We start from the raw sequence: 17890 nt of genomic DNA, 5'->3' as shown, positions 1-17890 counted from the left end.
TGAAAGGGGCCGGGTCCCTCGGCGAAGCACGATGACGAAAGCACCGCAGCGACCATCGGGAGCGAGGAGCGCATCGAGGCGCGCGAGCCGAGAGATCCGGGGGCTTTCGGGGTAGTTGCTGTCGCCGAACAGGCAATCTCCCCGTCACGATATAATTCATATCCGAAACTAACGACTAGCGCGACAAACCGTCGATACTTAGGTATCGTCTCCCGAACCGGTCACGTATGGCTACCGCTGAGGACGTCGAGGGGACAGCCGACGACGGACCGGACGGCACCGTCGCCGAGGATGACCACGACCGCGAGACCGCTGCCGCCGAGACCGACCGCTACACGCGCAAGAAATCGGTGCTGATCACCGGCTGCTCGTCCGGGATCGGCCGCGCGACCGCTCGCGCCTTCCTCGCTGCGGACTGGCAGGTCTTCGCGACGGCGCGAACCGTCGACGATCTCGCCGACCTCGAGGAGGCAGGCTGTGAGACGCTCGCGCTCGACGTCACCGATCCCGAGGCGGTCGCGTCGGCCGTCGAGGAGACCGTCGACATCGCCGGCTCGATCGACTGCGTCGTCAACAACGCCGGCTACGCCCAGATGGGGCCGCTCGAGGACGTCGCCACGGTCGACCTCCACCGGCAGTTCGACGTCAACGTCTACGGCCCCCACCGGCTCACGCGGGCCGCCCTGCCACATATGCGCGCGCAGGGCGAAGGCCGAATCATCAACGTCTCGAGCGTCGTCGGCCGAATCTCGCTGCCGGGAGCGGGTGCCTACGCCGGCTCGAAACACGCCCTCGAGGCGATGAGCGACGCCTTACGCGGTGAAGCCGAGGAGTTCGGGATCGACGTCGTCGTGGTCGAACCCGGCCCGGTCGAAACGAACTTCAGCGATCGCGTCGACGAGGAACTCCCGGAAGACGAACGAACGCCGGCCTACGAGGGGCTGTACGACCTCTACGACGAGGCACAACTGATCGGCGGCGGCAGCGGCGGCCCCTTCGCCTCCGATCCCGACGACGTCGCCGAGGCGATTCTCGAGGCGGCGACCAGCCCCGATCCGCCGGCCCGGTACCCGGTCGGTCCGCTCGCCCAGTACGGCAGCTACGCGCGCTATCTCCCGGACCGACTGCGTGACGCGGTCTACGGTCTCCTGCGGAAACTGGCGTAGATCCGTTTCGGTCTCCGTCGACACTGTCTCGATCTCTCGAGACGACGTGACGATACGCTACTCGTCTCGATCGTATCGCTCCGCCGCCGACTCGAAGCCCAGTTCCGACTGCTCGCGGCCGCGACGTTCTTCGAGGGCTGCGATCGCCTCGGGGTCGAGTGCGGCATCGTCGGTGATCCGAGCCCACGAATCGTGAACCTTCGAATGGCACCACCGGCAGAGGTAGACCGTGATCTCGTGAGAGAGGGTGTCGCCGTCGCGCGCGTACGACAGGTGGTGCTCCTCGAGCAACGGGCGCTCGTCGTCGTGGGCCAGCCGCTTCTCTTCGAGACCGCAACGAACGCACTCGCGGTCGCGATTGCGCGAGCGAAAGTGCGGACAGTCGGCCCACGACCAGCCGGACTCGGGGTCGACGACGGGACACGCGTACTCGTCGCTCGCACGCTCGCGGGCGAACCCGGGGTCGTGCTCGTAGTGATCGAATGCGTATCGACAGGTCCCCTCACCGGTGAGATGGTCGCAGACACCTGCGAACTCGTAGGGATCGTCGACGCCGACCGAGGTTCCCTGCGGCGTTTTCTCCATCGTCGGCGGTGCTATGGCTCGAGAGGTGTTGAATCGTCCGGCCCGACCATGATACCGTCCCGGACAGTCAGGATTGGCGATGGGATTTTGCCGACGGGCTGCGTCACCACCGAGTATGCTACCGATCGACGACACCGAGACGCTCCTGTCGGCCGATGACGTGATCGACGTCATCGCTGCAATCGGGGATCGCGACCGACTCGAGGTCGCGTACACGGTGTACGACCACCCAGCAGAGGGCGTTACCGTCTCGGACATCACAGCCGAATTGGAGGCAACGGAGGACGAAATCCACGCCCGCGTCGACGCGCTCGTCGACGGCGGTGTCATCGCCGAACGGATGGCATGTCTGGTCGATTGTTCAATCGACGGTCCCCAGTACGAACTGACGCAGTTCGGTCGCCTGCTCTTTGAAGACGGCGTGCTGTCGTTGTTCGATGCCGCGTCAGCAGTCAGCGAGTTGTAAGCGCGTCGCTGCCGGCCTCGGCGGGCGGTCGGGACCTTTTTCTCGCCGCCATGCAGACTCGAGGGCGTGCGACTCGTCCACGAATCGACGTCCGACGGGCAGTCGATCCACAGCGCTGACCGCACCGCCCTAGTGTACTGTCAGCCGTGAGTTGAAAGGCTCATATTGTCGTGGATAGTAGGTTGGTGGCAATGACCCAGTCGACGTATCCAATCGAGTTGACCGAAGAAGAGCGAGATACACTGAACAGCATTACATCGCACGGCGTCCACCGGGCGCAGAAGATTACTCGCGCACGTATCCTCCTCCAAGCCGACGACGGTAAGAGTGACTCGGCGATCGCCGAGTCACTCGGCTGTAGCCCGAGTACTCCGTGGCGAACACGGAAGAAGTTCCACGAACGTGACCGGCTCGAAGCCATCGAACGCAAGGATCCTGACCGCACCTACGAACGCAAACTCGACGGTGAGGACGAAGCTCACCTTATCGCCCTCGCGACCAGCGAACCGCCCGAAGGCTACTCCCAGTGGTCGCTCCGGCTTCTTGCCGACGAACTCGTTGTCCTCGAGGAGATCGACCACGAGTCGATCTCCCACGAGACCATTCGTCAAGTCCTCAAAAAAACGAACTCCAGCCTCACCGATCCAAACAGTGGGTGATTCCGCCGGGTCAAGACTCCGAGTTCGTCTATCACATGGAGGACATCCTCTCGCTCTACCGCGAACCATACGATCCAGACCGACCTCTCGTCTGTTTCGACGAGCACCCGACACAGTTGATCAAGCACGTCAAGCAACCGCGCCCGGCAGAGCCGGGCACGGTTGCCCGTGAGGATTACCACTACGAGCGCAACGGCACCAAGAACCTGTTTCTGGCCTCCGAACCGCTCGCCGGCTGGCGAGCGGTAAGGGTCAAAGACCGACGAACCACCGAAGACTGGGTGCATTTCATCCAGCATCTCGTGGATCAGCACTACCCGGATGCGGACTGCATCCGGGTGGTGCTGGACAATCTCAACACGCACAACCCAGCTGCCTTCTACGAATATTTCGAACCGGCTGAAGCACGTCGGTTACTCGACAAGCTCGAATTCCACTTCACGCCAGTCCATGGCAGTTGGCTCAACATGGCGGAAATCGAGTTCAATACGCTGCAACAGCAGTGTCTCGACCGACGTATTCCCGATGCGGCGACACTCCGTCAGGAGGTCGCCGCATGGAAAAAGGAACGAAACAGCGGTGAAACGGATATTGACTGGCGATTTACGACCGACGATGCTCGCATCAAATTGAAACGCCTATATCCTTCAATTGACGCCTGACAGAGCACTAGCGACGACAGTCGACATCGCGGACTCGCTCGCCAGCCAGGCTCGCGGACTCATGTTTCGTCGCTCCGTCCCTGACGACTACGCGCTCGTCTTCCGGTTCGACTCGGCGAAGGTCCGTGATCTCCACATGCTGTTCGTCTTTTCCCCATCGACGCCGTCTGGGCCGTCGACGGCGTCGTCCGTCGCGTCGAGCGGTTGCGACCGTGGCGTAGCTTCGCCCGTGCTCGCGCTGATTTGATCGTCGAACTCCCCGCCGGGGCCGCAGCCAATGTCGAACCCGGCGACAGGCTGGTGCTCGAGGGCGACGACGAGCACTGACGACCCACAGCACAGGCGCGGACGCATGGCACTGCGCGACCGGCGGATTTAAGTCGGCATGATCCGTTAGCCTGCAGTACAATGGCACGCAATACGCCATCTGACGAGGATAGAGGAAGTCGGGGCAACCCGGCTGGGCGTGAAATTCTCCGACGAACGTAATCGCAGTTCCCCCAATCCACCACTCTTGCCTGTAAGTCATTCACCCGAACAGACGATCGCATCGGACCGTACAGTGCGCCTTCTCGACACGACGCTTCGCGACGGCGAGCAAGCGCCGGGCGTCTCGCTGTCGCCGGACGAAAAAGTCGAAATCGCTCGAGCCCTCGAGCGAGCCGGCGTCTCGACCATCGAGGCCGGCAGCGCCTGTACCGGTGCGGGTGAACGACAGGCCATCTCGCGGGTGACCGACCTCGATCTCGACGCTCGGATCACCAGCTTCTGTCGCGGACTCAAAGGCGACATCGACCTCGCACTGGAGTGCGGCGTCGACGGCGTCCACATCGTCGTTCCCGCGAGCGACCGCCACGTCGAGGACAAGGTCGGCACCTCCCACGAGGACAACCTCGAGAAAACCGCCGAGCTCGTTGCCTACGCCAAAGACCACGACCTCTGGGTCGAAGTCATCGGCGAAGACGGCTCGCGGGCCGACCTCGACTACCTCGAGGACCTCGCGGAAGCGTCGCTCGAAGCGGGCGCGGATCGGTTCTGTTTTGCCGACACCGTCGGCCACACCGGACCGGAACACACCTACGAGGCCGTATCCCGGCTCGCCGAGCTTGGGCCGGTTAGCGCCCACACCCACGACGACCTCGGACTGGGCGTGGCCAACGCGCTCGCGGCGATCTCGGCGGGTGCCGATCTCGTTCACTGTACGGTCAACGGCCTCGGCGAACGCGCCGGCAACGTCGCTCTAGAAGAGGTCGCAATCGCCTTAGCGCACGTCTACGACGTCGAGACTGCCGACCTCGAGGAGCTATACGACCTCGCACAGATCGTCTCGCGCGCAACCGGCGTCCAGTTGCCGCCGAACAAGGCCGTCATCGGCGAGAACGCCTTTACCCACGAAAGCGGCATCCACACCGACGGCACGCTCAAAGACGACAAGATGTACGAGCCCTACCCGCCCGAAACCGTCGGGCGTGAACGCCGGCTCGCACTGGGCAAACACACCGGTCGCGCGGGCGTCAAAGCAACGCTCGAGGAACACGATGTCGAGGCCGACGACGACGAAATCGCCGAAATCGCCACTCGCGTCACCGAACTCGGCGACCGCGGCCGCCGCGTGACCGACGCCGACCTGCTGGCCATCGCCGAGGACGTCACCGGCGAGGACCGCGACCGCGTCGTCGACTTGCTCGATCTCACCGCTACCAGCGGCGGTGCCGTCCCGACCGCCAGCATCCGACTCGAGGTCGACGGCGAGGAACGCGTCGCCAGCGGCACCGGCTCCGGGCCCGTCGACGCCGCCGTCTCGGCCGTCCGCGAAGCGCTTGGCTCGATGGCTGACGCCGAACTCGAGTCCTACCACGTCGACGCAGTTACCGGTGGCACCGACGCCGTCGTTACCGTCGAAGTGACCATGGTCCGCAACGACCGCTCGGTGACCGTCGCCCGCAGCGAGGCCGACATCACGCGCGCCAGCGTCACGGCGATGGTCGACGCACTCGATCGACTGCTGGCTGCCGATCAGCAGCCACTTGCGCCGGCTGACGACTGATACGGTCTGCTGTACCGCTGTCCCGGTGGGACTGCGGAGCAGTCGCGGTCCCACCGGCATTGACTACCAGTAGTCCGTATGACATCGCTGGTCGCCGGTCGACAAACGAGACGATTCGATTTTTACGAGTCGGGGCGACGGCGCGGCTGGCATCCGAACGCCTCCGAGCTCAGTCCTGTCGGAAGGGGTCACTGACGACGTTCCACGGATCGAGCAGGTAGACGCTCGCGAGAAACAGTGCGAGTACGACGACGAACAGGCGAGCAGCCCCGCTCACCGACGACGGAACTCCGAGGTCGAGCGTCGTGGCCATCACGACCGCAACCGCGATCCAGAGGCCCGCGACGATCAGTCGTTTTTGACTGTCCATAGTCGTCCGTTCGACTCGAGTCGCTTGAATACGGGTGGTTTCGGACAGTTCGATACCCGTGGCTCGAGAACAGTGGCCCGCTAACCGGACCCGACAGCGCCGGATCGAGGACGCGTGTTACGACGAGTCGATCACGCCGAGGCCGACAGTCTCGTCTTCGAGGACGTTCTGGCGCTTACTGACCATGCCGACATCTTCGTAGGAGGTCGGCCCGGGGACCTGGTGGGCGTTCGGTCCCGGTTCTTGCCCGAGGTAGGTGACGTTCGGGTTCGTCCCGATATCCTCGAGGAGTTCGAACTCGTTGCCCGAGGGCGGGATGAACGCTTCGAGTCGCTGCTGGGCGACGTCTTCCCGATCGTTCACCACGATGTCTGGGCTATCCTCGCCCGACCCCGCAGGCGGTCCCTGGAACTGGTCGACCGTGAGGCCGAGTTCGCTCAGTACTTCCTCGCTCTGGAGGGCGAGTCCGTGGTCCTCGAGGATCGAGACGACCTCGAGGATCGTCGCTTCCTGATTCACGAGCGTATCGCCCGGCGGTGCCTCCTGGTCGTACTCGACGTTCGTGATCTGGACCGCCGCCGCGAGGGCGATCGATTGCTCGTCGAGGCCATCGACGGCATCAGTGATCGACGCCAGATCGGTGCCGACGCCCTCGAGCATCGACGGGAGGTCGTTGGGCGAGGGCAACATCGTACTCAGCCGAATGAGGGTTCGCGCTCTGGCCGGGTTCTCCTGATATCGCGACGGGTCGCTGTTGGGGTTGTTCTTGTCACCGAACTGGATCACATTCGGCGGGCAAGCCGCTTCGCAGGCCGTGGTGCCGACCAGTTCCTCGCCGAAGTTGCCGTCCTGACGTGGTGGGTCGAAAACGCACTTCGACATGACGCCGCGGGGGGCCCGACTGCTGACGCGTCGATCGCGCTGGTCGTAGACCATGTCTGGGCCGAGTTCCTCTTCATCGACGTTCGGCTCCTCCCACTGGAAGTAGTTGACCCCGTACGGACAGGCGACCTGACAGTACCGACACCCGATACAGACGTCATAGTCGGTCAGCACCAGTCCACCCTCATCGCGAGTGTGGCGGGCCGTCGTCGGACACACCTTCTCGCATGGTGCGTCGGTACAGTGTTGACACGGGCGAACGAGGAAGTTGAAGTCGCGGTGGCTCTCGAAGTTGTCGGGGTCGGGCGACTCGACGTCGCCGTCCTCGAACGCGAGAACGTACATCCAGTTGGCCCCCAGATCCCAGTTGTGCTCTGCGTTGCAGGCAGTCACACAGGAGAGACAGCCGTCGCAGTACTCGAGGTCGATCGTCATTCCCCACTGCGTCGCGTCCTCGTCGGGGTGGACCTCACTGGGGTCTTCGACGGCCTCCTCGGGCTCTTGCTGGTCGACCGCCCCCCAGCCGAGACTGGCGAAGCCGACGCCTGCACCCGCCTTCTTGAGCATCTCGCGACGGGACTCCTCGCCGGTGGCAAGCTTCGAGAGCATCGCGCCGACCCCACCCTCGTCGTCCTCGTCGTCTGGACTGGCGATCGGTCGCTCGTCCTCGCCGAACTCTTCCATCACGTCGTCGTGATACCGCTCGTGGAACTCCTCTTCCGAGAGTTCTCCTTTCGTGACCCGCATCGCGTCTTTCCCCATCTCCATCCCGAGTTCGGTGTCGTACTCGGTTTCGTCGAGAAGGTCCTCGAGTTCGTCCTGCCACGATTCGCCGAGCGGATGAAACGGCTCGTCGGTCGCGTCGGACCCCTCACCCGCTGTCGGGTCGTCGGAACTCATCGTCCCCTCCCTGTCGAAGCTGTCGACTCACGTGCCGTCCCCGCTGGTCGCTGCCGGTTCCACCCTGCAGGTACTGACCGGGAAGATACTAGCGTCGGATACATTGGTTCCTCGTGGCAGCAAAACTACGTCAAGAATTAGCATAGTGGCCGGCCTTGCACACGACGGCAAATCACCAGATTCCTGCGGTTGACCCCGGTCATTTCCCACCAATAGTAACAACTGAACCGAGTGACACACCGATCGGACAGTCGTCGACCGGGTGTGCAGTGACCTTCAGTGGCGACTATCGCAGTAGGTGGGACTCCAGTTCCGCTATTCGGAGTTCGGAGTGAAAACCACGGTGATTTTTACCAAGCGAACGACCGGAAGGAGCGAGCGCAGAGGAAAAGCACATCGACGTGTCAAACTCTGATGGTGCCACCCTGATATCGGCTCTAACGCTACTCGAGCGCCAGCCCGTCAGTCTATCAGTCGCGACACGGCCGTCTCCACACCCGGGGTACGCCTATATGAATCGCGCTTGAAGATCGAGGCGATGGGCGATCTGCCATACGAGTTGCCGTGGTCGCGCGTTCTCGAGGCCCTCGACTCGAGTCCCGACGGGCTGTCGAGTGACGAGGTGCAGCGGCGACGCGAGGAATACGGGGAAAACGATATCGTCGAGGGTGGCGGGCGGTCGGCGGTCGACATTTTCGTCGCGCAGTTCGACAGCGTTCTGATCTGGGTGCTAATCGTTGCAGCCGTGCTCTCGATCTGGGCGGGCCACACTGTCGACGCAGTCCTGATCGGAATCATCGTCGTCGCGAACGGGATCTTCGGCTTCGTCCAGGATTATCGGGCCGAGCGGAGTCTCGAGTCGCTGCGCGAGATGGCCGCGCCGACAGCCACTGTCCGGCGGAACGGGGACACGAGCGACGTCGATGCGACAGCACTCGTCCCTGGCGACATCGTCATCCTGCGTGGCGGCGACGTCGTCCCCGCCGACGCCCGACTGCTCGAGGAGACCGATCTCGAGGTCGATGAAGCAGCGTTGACCGGCGAGAGCGTGCCGGTCTCGAAATCGACCGCGCCGGTCGAACCCGAAACGCCGCTCGCGGAGCGGACGAGTATGGTCTACAAGGGGACGAACGTCACCCGCGGCAAGGGTGTGGCCGTCATTACCGAGACGGGGATGGAGACAGCGGTCGGTGCGATCGCCCGCGAACTCGCCACGACCGAGGAGACGGAGACACCGTTACAGACCGAGCTCGATCAGCTGGGTCGCATGCTCGGCGGCGGCGTCCTCGTCCTCTCTGCGCTGGTTGCACCGCTGTTGCTCCTGCGTGGAACTGCTCCGATTCAGGCTGCGCTCACAGCCGTCTCGCTCGCTGTCGCCGCCATTCCAGAGGGGTTGCCGGCGGTGGTCACGCTTGCGCTCGCACTCGGCGTCCGGCGGATGTCCGACGAGAACGCGCTCGTCCGTCGACTCCCGGCAGTGGAGGCACTGGGTGCCGTCGACGTCGTCTGTACGGACAAGACCGGGACGCTCACGAAGGGCCAGATGACCGTCAGTAGACTCTGGGTCAACGACATGATCCTCGACGTCGACGGCGAGGCAGGGGACGAGCAACTCGCTGATCGCCAAGCCCTGCTCTTGCGAATCGGCGCACTCTGTAACGACGCGACGCTCGAGGAGGGTGATCCGACCGAGCAGGCCTTGCTCGAGGCGGCCGACCGTCGCGGACTCGATCTCGAGGAACTGCGGGACGAGTATCCCCGGACTGGTGAGGTGCCGTTCTCCTCGGATCGAAAGTGGATGGGGACGGTCCACGACGATGTCGGCTACGTCAAAGGTGCGCCGGAGGTCGTCGTCGACCACTGTGACCGGATTCTGACCGCCGATGGTCCGGTGGCGCTGACCGACGCACGCCGCGACCGGATCGAGACGACGATTCGCGAGTTCGGTGACGACGCGCTGCGCGTGCTGGCGATGGCCTACCACGAGGGCCCGACCGGTCCCGACGATCTCGCGGACGGGCTGACGTTCGTCGGGCTGGCTGGCATGATCGACCCGCCGCGAGCGGAGGTCGCCGACGCGATCGCAGCGACGGAACACGCCGGCATCGACGTGAAGATGGTGACCGGCGATAACGTCCGCACAGCCGGTGCGATCGCCAGCGGACTCGGGATCGGCTCCGAGGTGCTCGAGGGCCGAGAGATCGAACGGATGGACGACGAGGGGTTGCGCGAGCGGGCCGAGGCCGTCGACGTGTTCGCGCGCACGTCGCCAGAACACAAGGTTCGAATCCTGCGAGCGCTGCAGGACCGGGGTCATAACGTGGCGATGACCGGCGACGGGGTCAACGACGCGCCGGCGCTGAAAAACGCCGATATCGGCGTTGCGATGGGCATTCGCGGGACGGACGTCGCCAGACAGGCCTCGGACATGGTGTTGCTCGACGACAACTACGCGACGATCGAGCGCGCCATCGAGCGCGGGCGGACGATCTTCGATAACATCTGGAAGTTCGTCGCCTACCTCCTCAGTGCAAATATCGGTGAGGTGGCGCTCGTCTTCATCGCATCGCTGTACGGCTATCTCATTCTGCCCGCAGTGCAGTTGCTGTGGATCAACCTGGTGACCGACGGGCTGCCGGCGCTGGCACTCGGTTCGGATCCGAAAAGCGAGGACGTGATGGACCGATCGCCACGCGACCGCGAGCAGGGGATCATCGGTCGCGAGATGCTCGTCATGATCGGCGGCATGGGTGCCGTGACCACGATCGTCCTCCTTGCGCTCACGTTCTACACCCTCGAGGGAGCACCCGCCGTCACCCCACGCACGATGACGCTCGTCTTCACCGGCTTCGTCTTTCTCGAACTCGTCGGGCTCTACGTCATCCGGTGGCTGCGCGAAACGCCGATACTGTCGAACAGTTGGCTCACGGCTTCGGTTGCGGTTTCGATCCTGCTGCACCTCTCGGTGCTGTATACCCCGCTCTCCGAGTATTTCGGGACAGTGCCACTCGACGTGACCGACTGGGGTCTTATCGCCGCCGTCCTCGCTGTCTGTCTGCCTGGGTATCTCGGAGTTGCCGTCCTCGTCAGGCGCATGCAGGACTGATACGGTCTGCTGTACCGATTTTCCGGCGCACCCGCAGGACGGTCGCGGGTGCGCCGGGAATGACTTATAGCAGTCCGTATGACCACGGTTTAGAACGGCTGGCAGACCACCGATATCAGGAGCACAGCGCCGTGACACGCGAGTCGTGATTCGAACGCGTCGTTCGGATATCGGTCGCGAACTCGAGCAACTCGGCCTCGAGACGGTCGTCCGCCAGCCGTTGGTATCCATTAGCTATACCGATGGGTGCTGTAGTGTCGGATATGGACCATCTCTTTCGCCGAGACGCCGACGAAACGGATCGACTCATCGCGCTGAGCGACGGTGTGATCGCGATCGCGATCACGCTGTTGGTACTCGAAATCACGGTCCCGACCGTGCCGGTGGGAAGTTCGCTGTCGGTTCTCCCGGAACTCGTTCTCGAGCAGTGGGACGAGTTCGTCGGCTACGCGCTGAGCTTTCTGATCATCGGGCTCTACTGGATGCTTCACCGTCACGTCTTCGTCCACATCGAACAGCACGATCGAGGGCTTCTCTGGCTCAATCTCTTGTTTCTGCTGATGGTCGCGTTCGTCCCGTACGGGACGAGTCTGTTCACCACCTATCCGAATCAGTTCGGGATCTCAGTCTACGCGGGTGTGTTGGCACTGACCGGGTTCAGTCTCGCGCTCCTGTGGGGCTACGCGTCACGAAAGGAGCTCGTAGAGGAGGGGCTCACGTCTCGGGTCGCACTCATTCAGGAGGCCCGATTTCTCGCTTCACCACTGGTATTCCTCCTCTCGATCGGCGTTGCCGCCGTCGATCCAACGCTGGCTGTTCTCACCTGGGTACTCCTGATACCGATAAACGCTGTCTTGCAGTCACGGCTCGTCGACAGTCTGGAGCGGACATCGCAACAGCCCCAGTGAACGTTCATCGCCGGGTCCCGCCCACTCCAATGCCGTGATAATTCCGGACCAACGACTGTCTGACAAGAGATATCTTCCTTGTACTGGAGACAAACACGGATCTGTTCCCGATTTCCACGCGTCGGTCTGCTCGCTCGTGTTCACGGATCCCGTCATTTCTATTATACTTTATACGTGAGTCCGTCGTACCGTCCGTATGCGGCTCGTGCAGGTGTTGATTCCGGAGGGGAACCGCGATTCGGTCATAGCGGCATTGGACGAACAGGAACTCGACTACGCTATCTTCGAGGAGACGGGCCGAGGCGAGTTCGAGGCGATGGTGCAGTTCCCAGTGCCACCGACCGGCGTCGAACCAGTCCTCGACAACCTGCGAGCCGCCGGCGTCAGTGAGAGCGCGTACACCATCGTGTTGCCGACCGAGACTGTTGTCTCTACGCGGCTACAGGCGCTGGAGGCGCTCTATCCCGGGGATCGACTCTCGCGCGATGAGTTGAAGGCGAACGCGGAGAGTCTCGCACCGGAACTCGCGACGTATTTCGCGTTCATCGTGCTCAGTACCGTCATCGCCACGGGAGGGTTGTTGCTCGACTCCTCGGCGACGATCATCGGCGCGATGGTCGTCGCGCCGCTGATGGGGCCGGCGATCACCGCAAGCGCCGGCAGCGTGCTGGCGGATCGCGAACTGGCGACTCGAGGCGTTGCGCTACAGATCACCGGCCTCCTGCTTGCGATCGCCGTCGCCGCCGCGCTCGGGTGGCTGCTCAAGGGGACGGTAATCGTCCCGCCCGGAACCGACATCCGGACGATCCCGCAGATCGCAGAGCGGACGAGCCCTGATTTCCTCTCGCTGTTTATCGCGTTCGGGTCGGGAATCGCCGGCGCGATCAGCGTCTCGCGTGGCTCCGGGTCGACGCTCGTGGGCGTCGCGATTGCGGTCGCGCTCATCCCACCTGCGGCGACGGCGGGACTCGGCATCGCGTGGGGATACGCCGGGGTGGCCGGGAGCGCCGCGGTGCTGGTGTTGGTCAATCTCCTAGCGATCAACCTCTCTGCGCTAGTGATCTTCTGGTCCAGTGGATACCGGCCCGAAGTGACGGACCAACATGGTGCTGTGCGCGCCTCGGTTCTCAAGCGCGTCGCGGTGCTCGTCGTCGCGCTCGTCGGGCTGTCGGTCGTGCTCGGACTGGTCACGTACGGGTCCTACCAGACGTCGACGTTCGAGCACCAGGCGACCGCCGAAACGGAACAGTTCTTCGACCAGCCCGAGTTCTCGGAATACGAACTCGAGAGCGTCGAAATTGACTACGACTCCCAAGACATCATCCTCGGTGACGACCCGACCGTCACGGTTGTCGTCGGACGGCCGAGTGACACAGCCGTTCCACCGGATATCGCGGACCGCCTCGATGGGCGTCTCGAAGAGACGACCGGTCAGAACGTTGCCGTTCGGATCGGATTCGTCATCGGGCAGGAGTCCGACCCGATCCCGCCGACGACCGGGACCTCGACGAGTGCAGTGGCAATTAGTGCGCCCCGCGCGGAGTGACCGTTCGCACCGGTCGATCTGGATGGTTCAGGCGAAGCCACAAAAGCAGTTGACGATCGATTCACGCAGCAGTGGCCGATTCGTCGCTGATAACGCGTCGCTCGGCAGACCCGACAGACAGCAACGCGACGCCGCTGACGATCAGGTTGACGCCGAGCAACACGCCGATCGCCCACAGTGCGGTCGCCGGCCAGCCGGCCCAGAGCAAGCCGGACAGCAGGAGTCCGATCACGCCGCTGACGGCGATCCACAATCCGTTGGCTTCACGTGGCATGCTCAGCCCGGCGACGATCTCGAAGATCCCCGCGACGAACAGGTACGCGATCACGAGCAGCGTCAGCGTCGTCAGTCCGAGCACCGGGTTCGCCAGCAGGCTGATTCCCGCGACGACGTAAATCACCGCGAGGATCAACTGGACCAAACTGGCAGTCCAGCCGGGCACCGAGAACGCGTGGGCCACGTGAGCGAAGCCGCCGATCACGAGCAATGCACCGAGGAGCAACGACACCGACACGCCGGTGACGAACGGGAACAGGATCGCGAGCACGCCAAGGACGGCCAGCAAGACCCCACCGCCGGCAGGGACTCGCCAGTCGTGATCGGAATCGAGACCAGTCGAATGATTCGCTACAGTGTCTGCCATTGTCTCTCACCCATTATAAGATACGACGCTGACATCCGTAAACACCACTTCTCTCCGAGCAATAGCTCTCTCGAGGCGACCTGTCACGTGACTTTTCCGTCGTTAGGTCGGTCCGTCCGACTCCGTCGGCCCTCGTCACTAAGGGCATCGAGTGAGACAGATACAGCATGGCAGCCCCGATACGACGGCTCGTTCTCGATGTAATGAAGCCACACGAACCCGACATTCTCGAGTTCACCCAGATCGTCGCTGACCGGGACGGAATCGCCGGCGTCAACGTCGCGTTGATCGAGACCGATCGCGTCGTTCAGAATCTGAAGGTAACGCTCGAGGGTGAAGACATCGACGCAATCGCTGTCGAGGACGCTATCGCCGACCTCGGCGGCACCGTCCACTCGATCGACGCCGTCGTCTGCGGGATGCGCATGGTCGACGACCACGAGACGCCGCAGGACCCCTAACCTAGCTGAGCCGTGACTTCTATCCGCACGCTGCTCAAGGACGAGGACGTCAGGTCGATCTCGCGACGGTACTTCATCTCCAACGGGTTCGACGGCACGCTGACGGCCATCGGAGTCGTCGTCGGCGCGTACCTGTCGGGGGTCTCCGATGGGCTCACCGTCGTGACCATCGGGCTCGGCGCGGCCGTCGGGCTGGGAACCTCCGGCGTCTGGAGCGTCTGGGAGATCGAACGCGCGGAGAAACAGGCCGAACTCCTGCGGATCGAACAGGCCATGCTGACCGACTTAGAGGATACAGCGCTCCAGCAACAACGCGCGGGTGCCCGAAAGATCAACGCGGTCGCAAGCGGTATCGGCCCCTTGATTGGTATCCTCCTGCCGTTGCTCCCCTTCCTCGCCCACGAGGTCCTCTTTTCGCTGCTCGAGGCGACGCTAGTCGCGATCGGGATCGGCGTGGCCGTCCTGTTTACCTTCGGGGCATACCTCGGTTCGATCTCGAAACAGAACTGGATCGTCGCTGGCGTCCGGATGGGGCTGGCAGGGATCGTAGTTGCATTTCTCAACCTGTTTTTGCCCGGGTGACCGCAACGCGAGTCGCGACAGCCGGTCAGTGATCCCCGTAGTCCTTCTCGCCGGCCTCGATCGGTACCTCGAGCCAGTTGTCCATCGGCGGGAGCGGACACTCGTACTGATCCGAGTAGGCACAGGTTGGATTGTACGCCTCGTTGAAATCGAGGATCCAGTCGCCGTCGCTCGTCCGGTGGCTGTCGGACTCGAGGTCGAGATACCGGCCGGCCCCATAGGTCTCGTCGCCGCTGGTCGCGTCGCGGAAGGGCACCCACAGGCGGTCGTCGTCGGGCTCGGACTTGTAGGCCTGGAGCGTCACCTCCTCGCCGTCGACGGTGAACTGGAACTCGCCCCACTCGAGGTACTCCTGTTCGCCGTCCGTGCTCGTCCCGACGGTGATCCGTTCAGGGTCGTCGTACTCCTGCAGCGGAAGTTCGAACCGATAGTCCTCGGCAATTGAATAGTACTCGAGGCCGTCGAACGACTCGCGTTCGTCCGGCGGGAGCGGCGAGTGTGGGTGCTCGCCGAAGTACTGATCCTTCTGTTCGCGCTGGGTCTCGATCGCGTCGTGCCAGTCGGATGCCATCTGTACTGTTCGGTACGGACTCGACACATATGGTTCATCGGGCGACGTGAGTTGGTCGCTCCCGACTGGGCTCTGCAGGTTCGACTGCCAGAGAACGCGGTCGGTCGTCGCTCCCCGGCCGCCGCCGTTCTTTTATAAATACCCGCACTGATCCGGCAGTATTCACTCACGATAGCGGTGAGTATCGACGGGTAATGTCACAGTGGGCCGCCGATCCGTCTCACCGGGAACCAGCCCGTGGCAGCCGTCAGCTGACGACCACGTCGCTGGACGAGGATCGCCAGCTCGCCTACACCGAATACGGCTGTTCGGATGGCGTCCCGGTCGTCTTTCTCCACGGGACACCCGGCTCCTGTCGACTGGGGGCGCTCTTCGAGACGGCCGCACGGGAACAGGGGATTCGATTGCTCGCGTTCGAGCGACCCGGCTATGGCCACTCGACACCGTGGCCGTCACGCTCGTTGCGTGACGCCGGCACGGTCGTCAGCACCGTCCTCGACGACGCAAACGTCGAGAGCGCGGGTCTCGTCGCCTTTTCCGGCGGTGGTCCACACGCGCTCGCGACTGCTGTGACGCAACCGGATCGTGTCACCCGCGTCGATGTCGTTTCGGGGGCCGTGCCACCCGGCGTCAGCGAGGCCCCACCCGCGACACAGCGGCTGCTCGCAGGCTTGGCGACGCAGACACCAACCGTGCTTCGCGGCCTCTTCCGGGGCCAGGCGTGGCTCGCCGCCCGACTCGATCCATCGCTCGTCGTCTCCCAGTACACGGCAGCTGGGGGCGCGGCGTCGATCCCGGACGACGCCGCGGCGATCGTACAGGCGGATTTCGTCGACGCGTTCGCCCAGCACCGGAGCGGTGCCGTCACCGACTTCCGCAACACGGCGTCGGACTGGGGGATTCGTCTGGACGACCTCGAGACCGACGTGTGCTTCTGGCACGGCGAGGACGACACGAACGTCCCGATCGACGGCGTTCGCCGCCTTGCAGCACAGCTCCCGACCGCGCAATTACGGGTTCTCGACGGAGCTGATCACCTGCAGACGCTCCTCCGAACCGTTCCCGAGGTGTTATCCGCACGCCGATGAGGCGATCGATACCGATCTCGTTTCGCTCGACCGCTCTGCATCGCCATGCACACACCTCTGGACCAGCATGATGGAGTCACGACCAACCGAATCTATAGCGGACCGTAATATCTTGATCGTCGGCGGTGGGCTCGCCGGGCTCGCGTTCGCCACTTACCTCGCTCGCGCTGGCGCAGAGCCGACGATCGTCGAACGGCGCACCGAATGGGGTGACGGCGGCTACGGTATCGGCCTCTGGGGGGACGGCCACGCCGTCCTCAACGACCTCGACTGCCTCTCGGCCGTCCGCGAGGCAGCAACCGATCCGCGGACGGTGGCAGTTCGCGCGAGCGAAGACGGCGTCCTCGCACGACTGTCGATCCCGCCGGACCGAACCCTGCAGTTGGCAGTCCACCGTGGCGATTTCCACGCGACTCTCCGAGCGGGGATCCCGCGGTCGTGGCTCCGAATGGACACCGAGCCGACCACCATTACCGAGACCAGCGACGCCGTCGCCGTCACGTTCGACGACGGCTCGACCGAACCGTTCGATCTCGTCGTCGGGGCAGACGGTGTCCACTCGAGCGTCCGCGAGCAGTGTTTCACCGATTGGCGGGTGCGAGAACACGACACGTATATCTGGTCGCTGTGGTCCCGTGAGGACGTCGATATCGGCCCTGACATGACCAGCGTGTTGGACCCCGACAGCGAGGGATTCGTGGCCCGCATCGGTGATCGCGTCGGGTTCAATCTCGCTGCTCGCCTCGAGACGCCGCCGTCCCCACCGGCTCGCGACCTGCTCCGGACGCAGGCGGAGACGATCGGCTGGAAACTTCCGGCCCTCCTCGATCAAACAGACGCCGAGCCGTTTTCGACCGTGTTCGTGACGTGACGTGTGAGCGCTGGCACACGGATCGCGTCGTCCTGATCGGCGACGCCGCACACGCGGTGCATCCGACCTCCGGCATGGGCGCGTCGCTCGCGCTGCAGGACGCTCGCGTCCTTGCACAGGAACTGCTGACAACCACCGATGGACCGCCTCGCCGGGCGTTTCGTCGCTTCGAACGGCGACGCCGCCCGGACGCGAACCACATCCGGCGAGCGGCCCGACTCGAGGCTGCGGTGACGTTCCTCGAATCACCCCTGCTCCGCCGGGTGCGAAACGGACTAACGAAACACACGCCGCTGTTCGAACGGTTCGTACGACGAACCACACGCGAGACCGGTCGATGACGGCCTCGAGAAGACTGGCCGCCGGAACGGAACCGC

Annotated in this window: 17 protein-coding genes and 1 pseudogene; 13 read left to right on the top strand and 5 right to left on the bottom strand. The window is 63.8% G+C overall.

All coding sequences use genetic code 11. The annotated features are described in order from the left end of the window. Positions 1-227: 227 nt before the first annotated feature. Positions 228-1166, top strand: coding sequence for an SDR family oxidoreductase (locus E2L06_RS08340; RefSeq protein ID WP_138780415.1), 939 nt, complete (start codon positions 228-230; stop codon positions 1164-1166). Between the two features lie 57 nt (positions 1167-1223). Here E2L06_RS08340 and E2L06_RS08335 read toward each other — a convergent pair whose 3' ends face one another. Then, entirely contained in the window at positions 1224-1751 is a 528-nt protein-coding gene (locus E2L06_RS08335; RefSeq protein ID WP_138780413.1) for a hypothetical protein, read from the bottom strand. Positions 1752-1866: 115 nt separating this feature from the next. Between E2L06_RS08335 and E2L06_RS08330 the strand changes: the two genes are divergently transcribed. The 4 genes and pseudogenes from E2L06_RS08330 (at position 1867) to E2L06_RS08315 (ending at position 5585) form a co-directional block, all read left to right on the top strand. Further along, the gene (locus E2L06_RS08330; protein ID WP_138780411.1) at positions 1867-2217 is read left to right on the top strand and encodes an ArsR family transcriptional regulator; all 351 of its coding nucleotides are present in this window, start codon (positions 1867-1869) and stop codon (positions 2215-2217) included. Positions 2218-2408: 191 nt separating this feature from the next. After that, positions 2409-3538, top strand: a protein-coding gene (locus tag E2L06_RS08325; protein ID WP_138778477.1) for an IS630 family transposase whose coding sequence is annotated in 2 segments (ribosomal slippage) — positions 2409-2835 and positions 2835-3538 — 1131 coding nt in all. Because the reading frame shifts where the segments join, the coding sequence is not laid out codon by codon here. Continuing rightward, positions 3519-3865 (top strand): annotated as a pseudogene (locus E2L06_RS08320) (DUF192 domain-containing protein). Before E2L06_RS08325 ends, E2L06_RS08320 begins: the two are co-directional and overlap by 20 nt. A 187-nt stretch (positions 3866-4052) precedes the next feature. Continuing rightward, positions 4053-5585, top strand: a complete 1533-nt coding sequence (locus E2L06_RS08315; protein ID WP_138780409.1) for a (R)-citramalate synthase — start codon at positions 4053-4055, stop codon at positions 5583-5585. Between the two features lie 169 nt (positions 5586-5754). On the opposite strand, the gene E2L06_RS08310 is transcribed toward E2L06_RS08315, so the two are convergent. Beyond that, positions 5755-5955, bottom strand: coding sequence for a hypothetical protein (locus tag E2L06_RS08310; RefSeq protein ID WP_138780407.1), 201 nt, complete (start codon positions 5953-5955; stop codon positions 5755-5757). A gap of 117 nt (positions 5956-6072) precedes the next feature. Beyond that, positions 6073-7737 (bottom strand): 4Fe-4S ferredoxin N-terminal domain-containing protein, encoded by a 1665-nt coding sequence (locus E2L06_RS08305; protein ID WP_138780405.1) that lies wholly within the window; start codon positions 7735-7737, stop codon positions 6073-6075. 538 nt (positions 7738-8275) lie between these two features. On the opposite strand from E2L06_RS08305, the gene E2L06_RS08300 reads away from it, so the two are divergent. From E2L06_RS08300 to E2L06_RS08290, 3 genes are all read left to right on the top strand, one after another. After that, positions 8276-10843: a calcium-translocating P-type ATPase, PMCA-type gene (locus E2L06_RS08300; protein ID WP_138780403.1), complete on the top strand. Its 2568-nt coding sequence runs from the start codon at positions 8276-8278 to the stop codon at positions 10841-10843. Between the two features lie 263 nt (positions 10844-11106). After that, a complete protein-coding gene (locus E2L06_RS08295) occupies positions 11107-11751 on the top strand; it encodes a TMEM175 family protein (RefSeq protein ID WP_138780401.1) in 645 nt (214 codons plus the stop codon). Positions 11752-11947: 196 nt separating this feature from the next. Next, entirely contained in the window at positions 11948-13297 is a 1350-nt protein-coding gene (locus tag E2L06_RS08290; protein ID WP_138780399.1) for a TIGR00341 family protein, read from the top strand. A 61-nt stretch (positions 13298-13358) separates the two neighbouring features. On the opposite strand, the gene E2L06_RS08285 is transcribed toward E2L06_RS08290, so the two are convergent. Further along, a complete protein-coding gene (locus E2L06_RS08285; RefSeq protein ID WP_138780397.1) occupies positions 13359-13940 on the bottom strand; it encodes an HdeD family acid-resistance protein in 582 nt (193 codons plus the stop codon). Between the two features lie 167 nt (positions 13941-14107). Between E2L06_RS08285 and E2L06_RS08280 the strand changes: the two genes are divergently transcribed. Both E2L06_RS08280 and E2L06_RS08275 read left to right on the top strand, forming a co-directional pair. Continuing rightward, a complete protein-coding gene (locus E2L06_RS08280; protein ID WP_138780395.1) occupies positions 14108-14401 on the top strand; it encodes a DUF211 domain-containing protein in 294 nt (97 codons plus the stop codon). A gap of 12 nt (positions 14402-14413) precedes the next feature. Next, the gene (locus tag E2L06_RS08275) at positions 14414-14983 is read left to right on the top strand and encodes a VIT1/CCC1 transporter family protein (RefSeq protein WP_138780393.1); all 570 of its coding nucleotides are present in this window, start codon (positions 14414-14416) and stop codon (positions 14981-14983) included. Positions 14984-15008: 25 nt separating this feature from the next. Here the strand turns inward: E2L06_RS08275 and E2L06_RS08270 are convergent, their stop codons facing one another. Continuing rightward, the gene (locus E2L06_RS08270; protein WP_138780391.1) at positions 15009-15554 is read right to left on the bottom strand and encodes a DUF1684 domain-containing protein; all 546 of its coding nucleotides are present in this window, start codon (positions 15552-15554) and stop codon (positions 15009-15011) included. Between the two features lie 194 nt (positions 15555-15748). On the opposite strand from E2L06_RS08270, the gene E2L06_RS08265 reads away from it, so the two are divergent. From E2L06_RS08265 to E2L06_RS22195, 3 genes are all read left to right on the top strand, one after another. Further along, on the top strand, positions 15749-16642 hold the full coding sequence (locus E2L06_RS08265) for an alpha/beta fold hydrolase (protein ID WP_249361390.1): 894 nt from the start codon (positions 15749-15751) through the stop codon (positions 16640-16642). A gap of 70 nt (positions 16643-16712) precedes the next feature. After that, entirely contained in the window at positions 16713-17513 is an 801-nt protein-coding gene (locus E2L06_RS08260) for an NAD(P)/FAD-dependent oxidoreductase (protein ID WP_212750766.1), read from the top strand. Further along, positions 17510-17854, top strand: a complete 345-nt coding sequence (locus E2L06_RS22195; RefSeq protein WP_212750765.1) for an NAD(P)/FAD-dependent oxidoreductase — start codon at positions 17510-17512, stop codon at positions 17852-17854. The genes E2L06_RS08260 and E2L06_RS22195 overlap by 4 nt, the downstream gene beginning before the upstream one ends. Positions 17855-17890 lie beyond the last annotated feature (36 nt).

The sequence above is a fragment of the Haloterrigena sp. H1 genome (assembly GCF_005938085.1).
Classification (GTDB): Archaea; Halobacteriota; Halobacteria; order Halobacteriales; family Natrialbaceae; genus Natrinema.
This window is presented reverse-complemented; position numbering and strand designations above follow the sequence as displayed.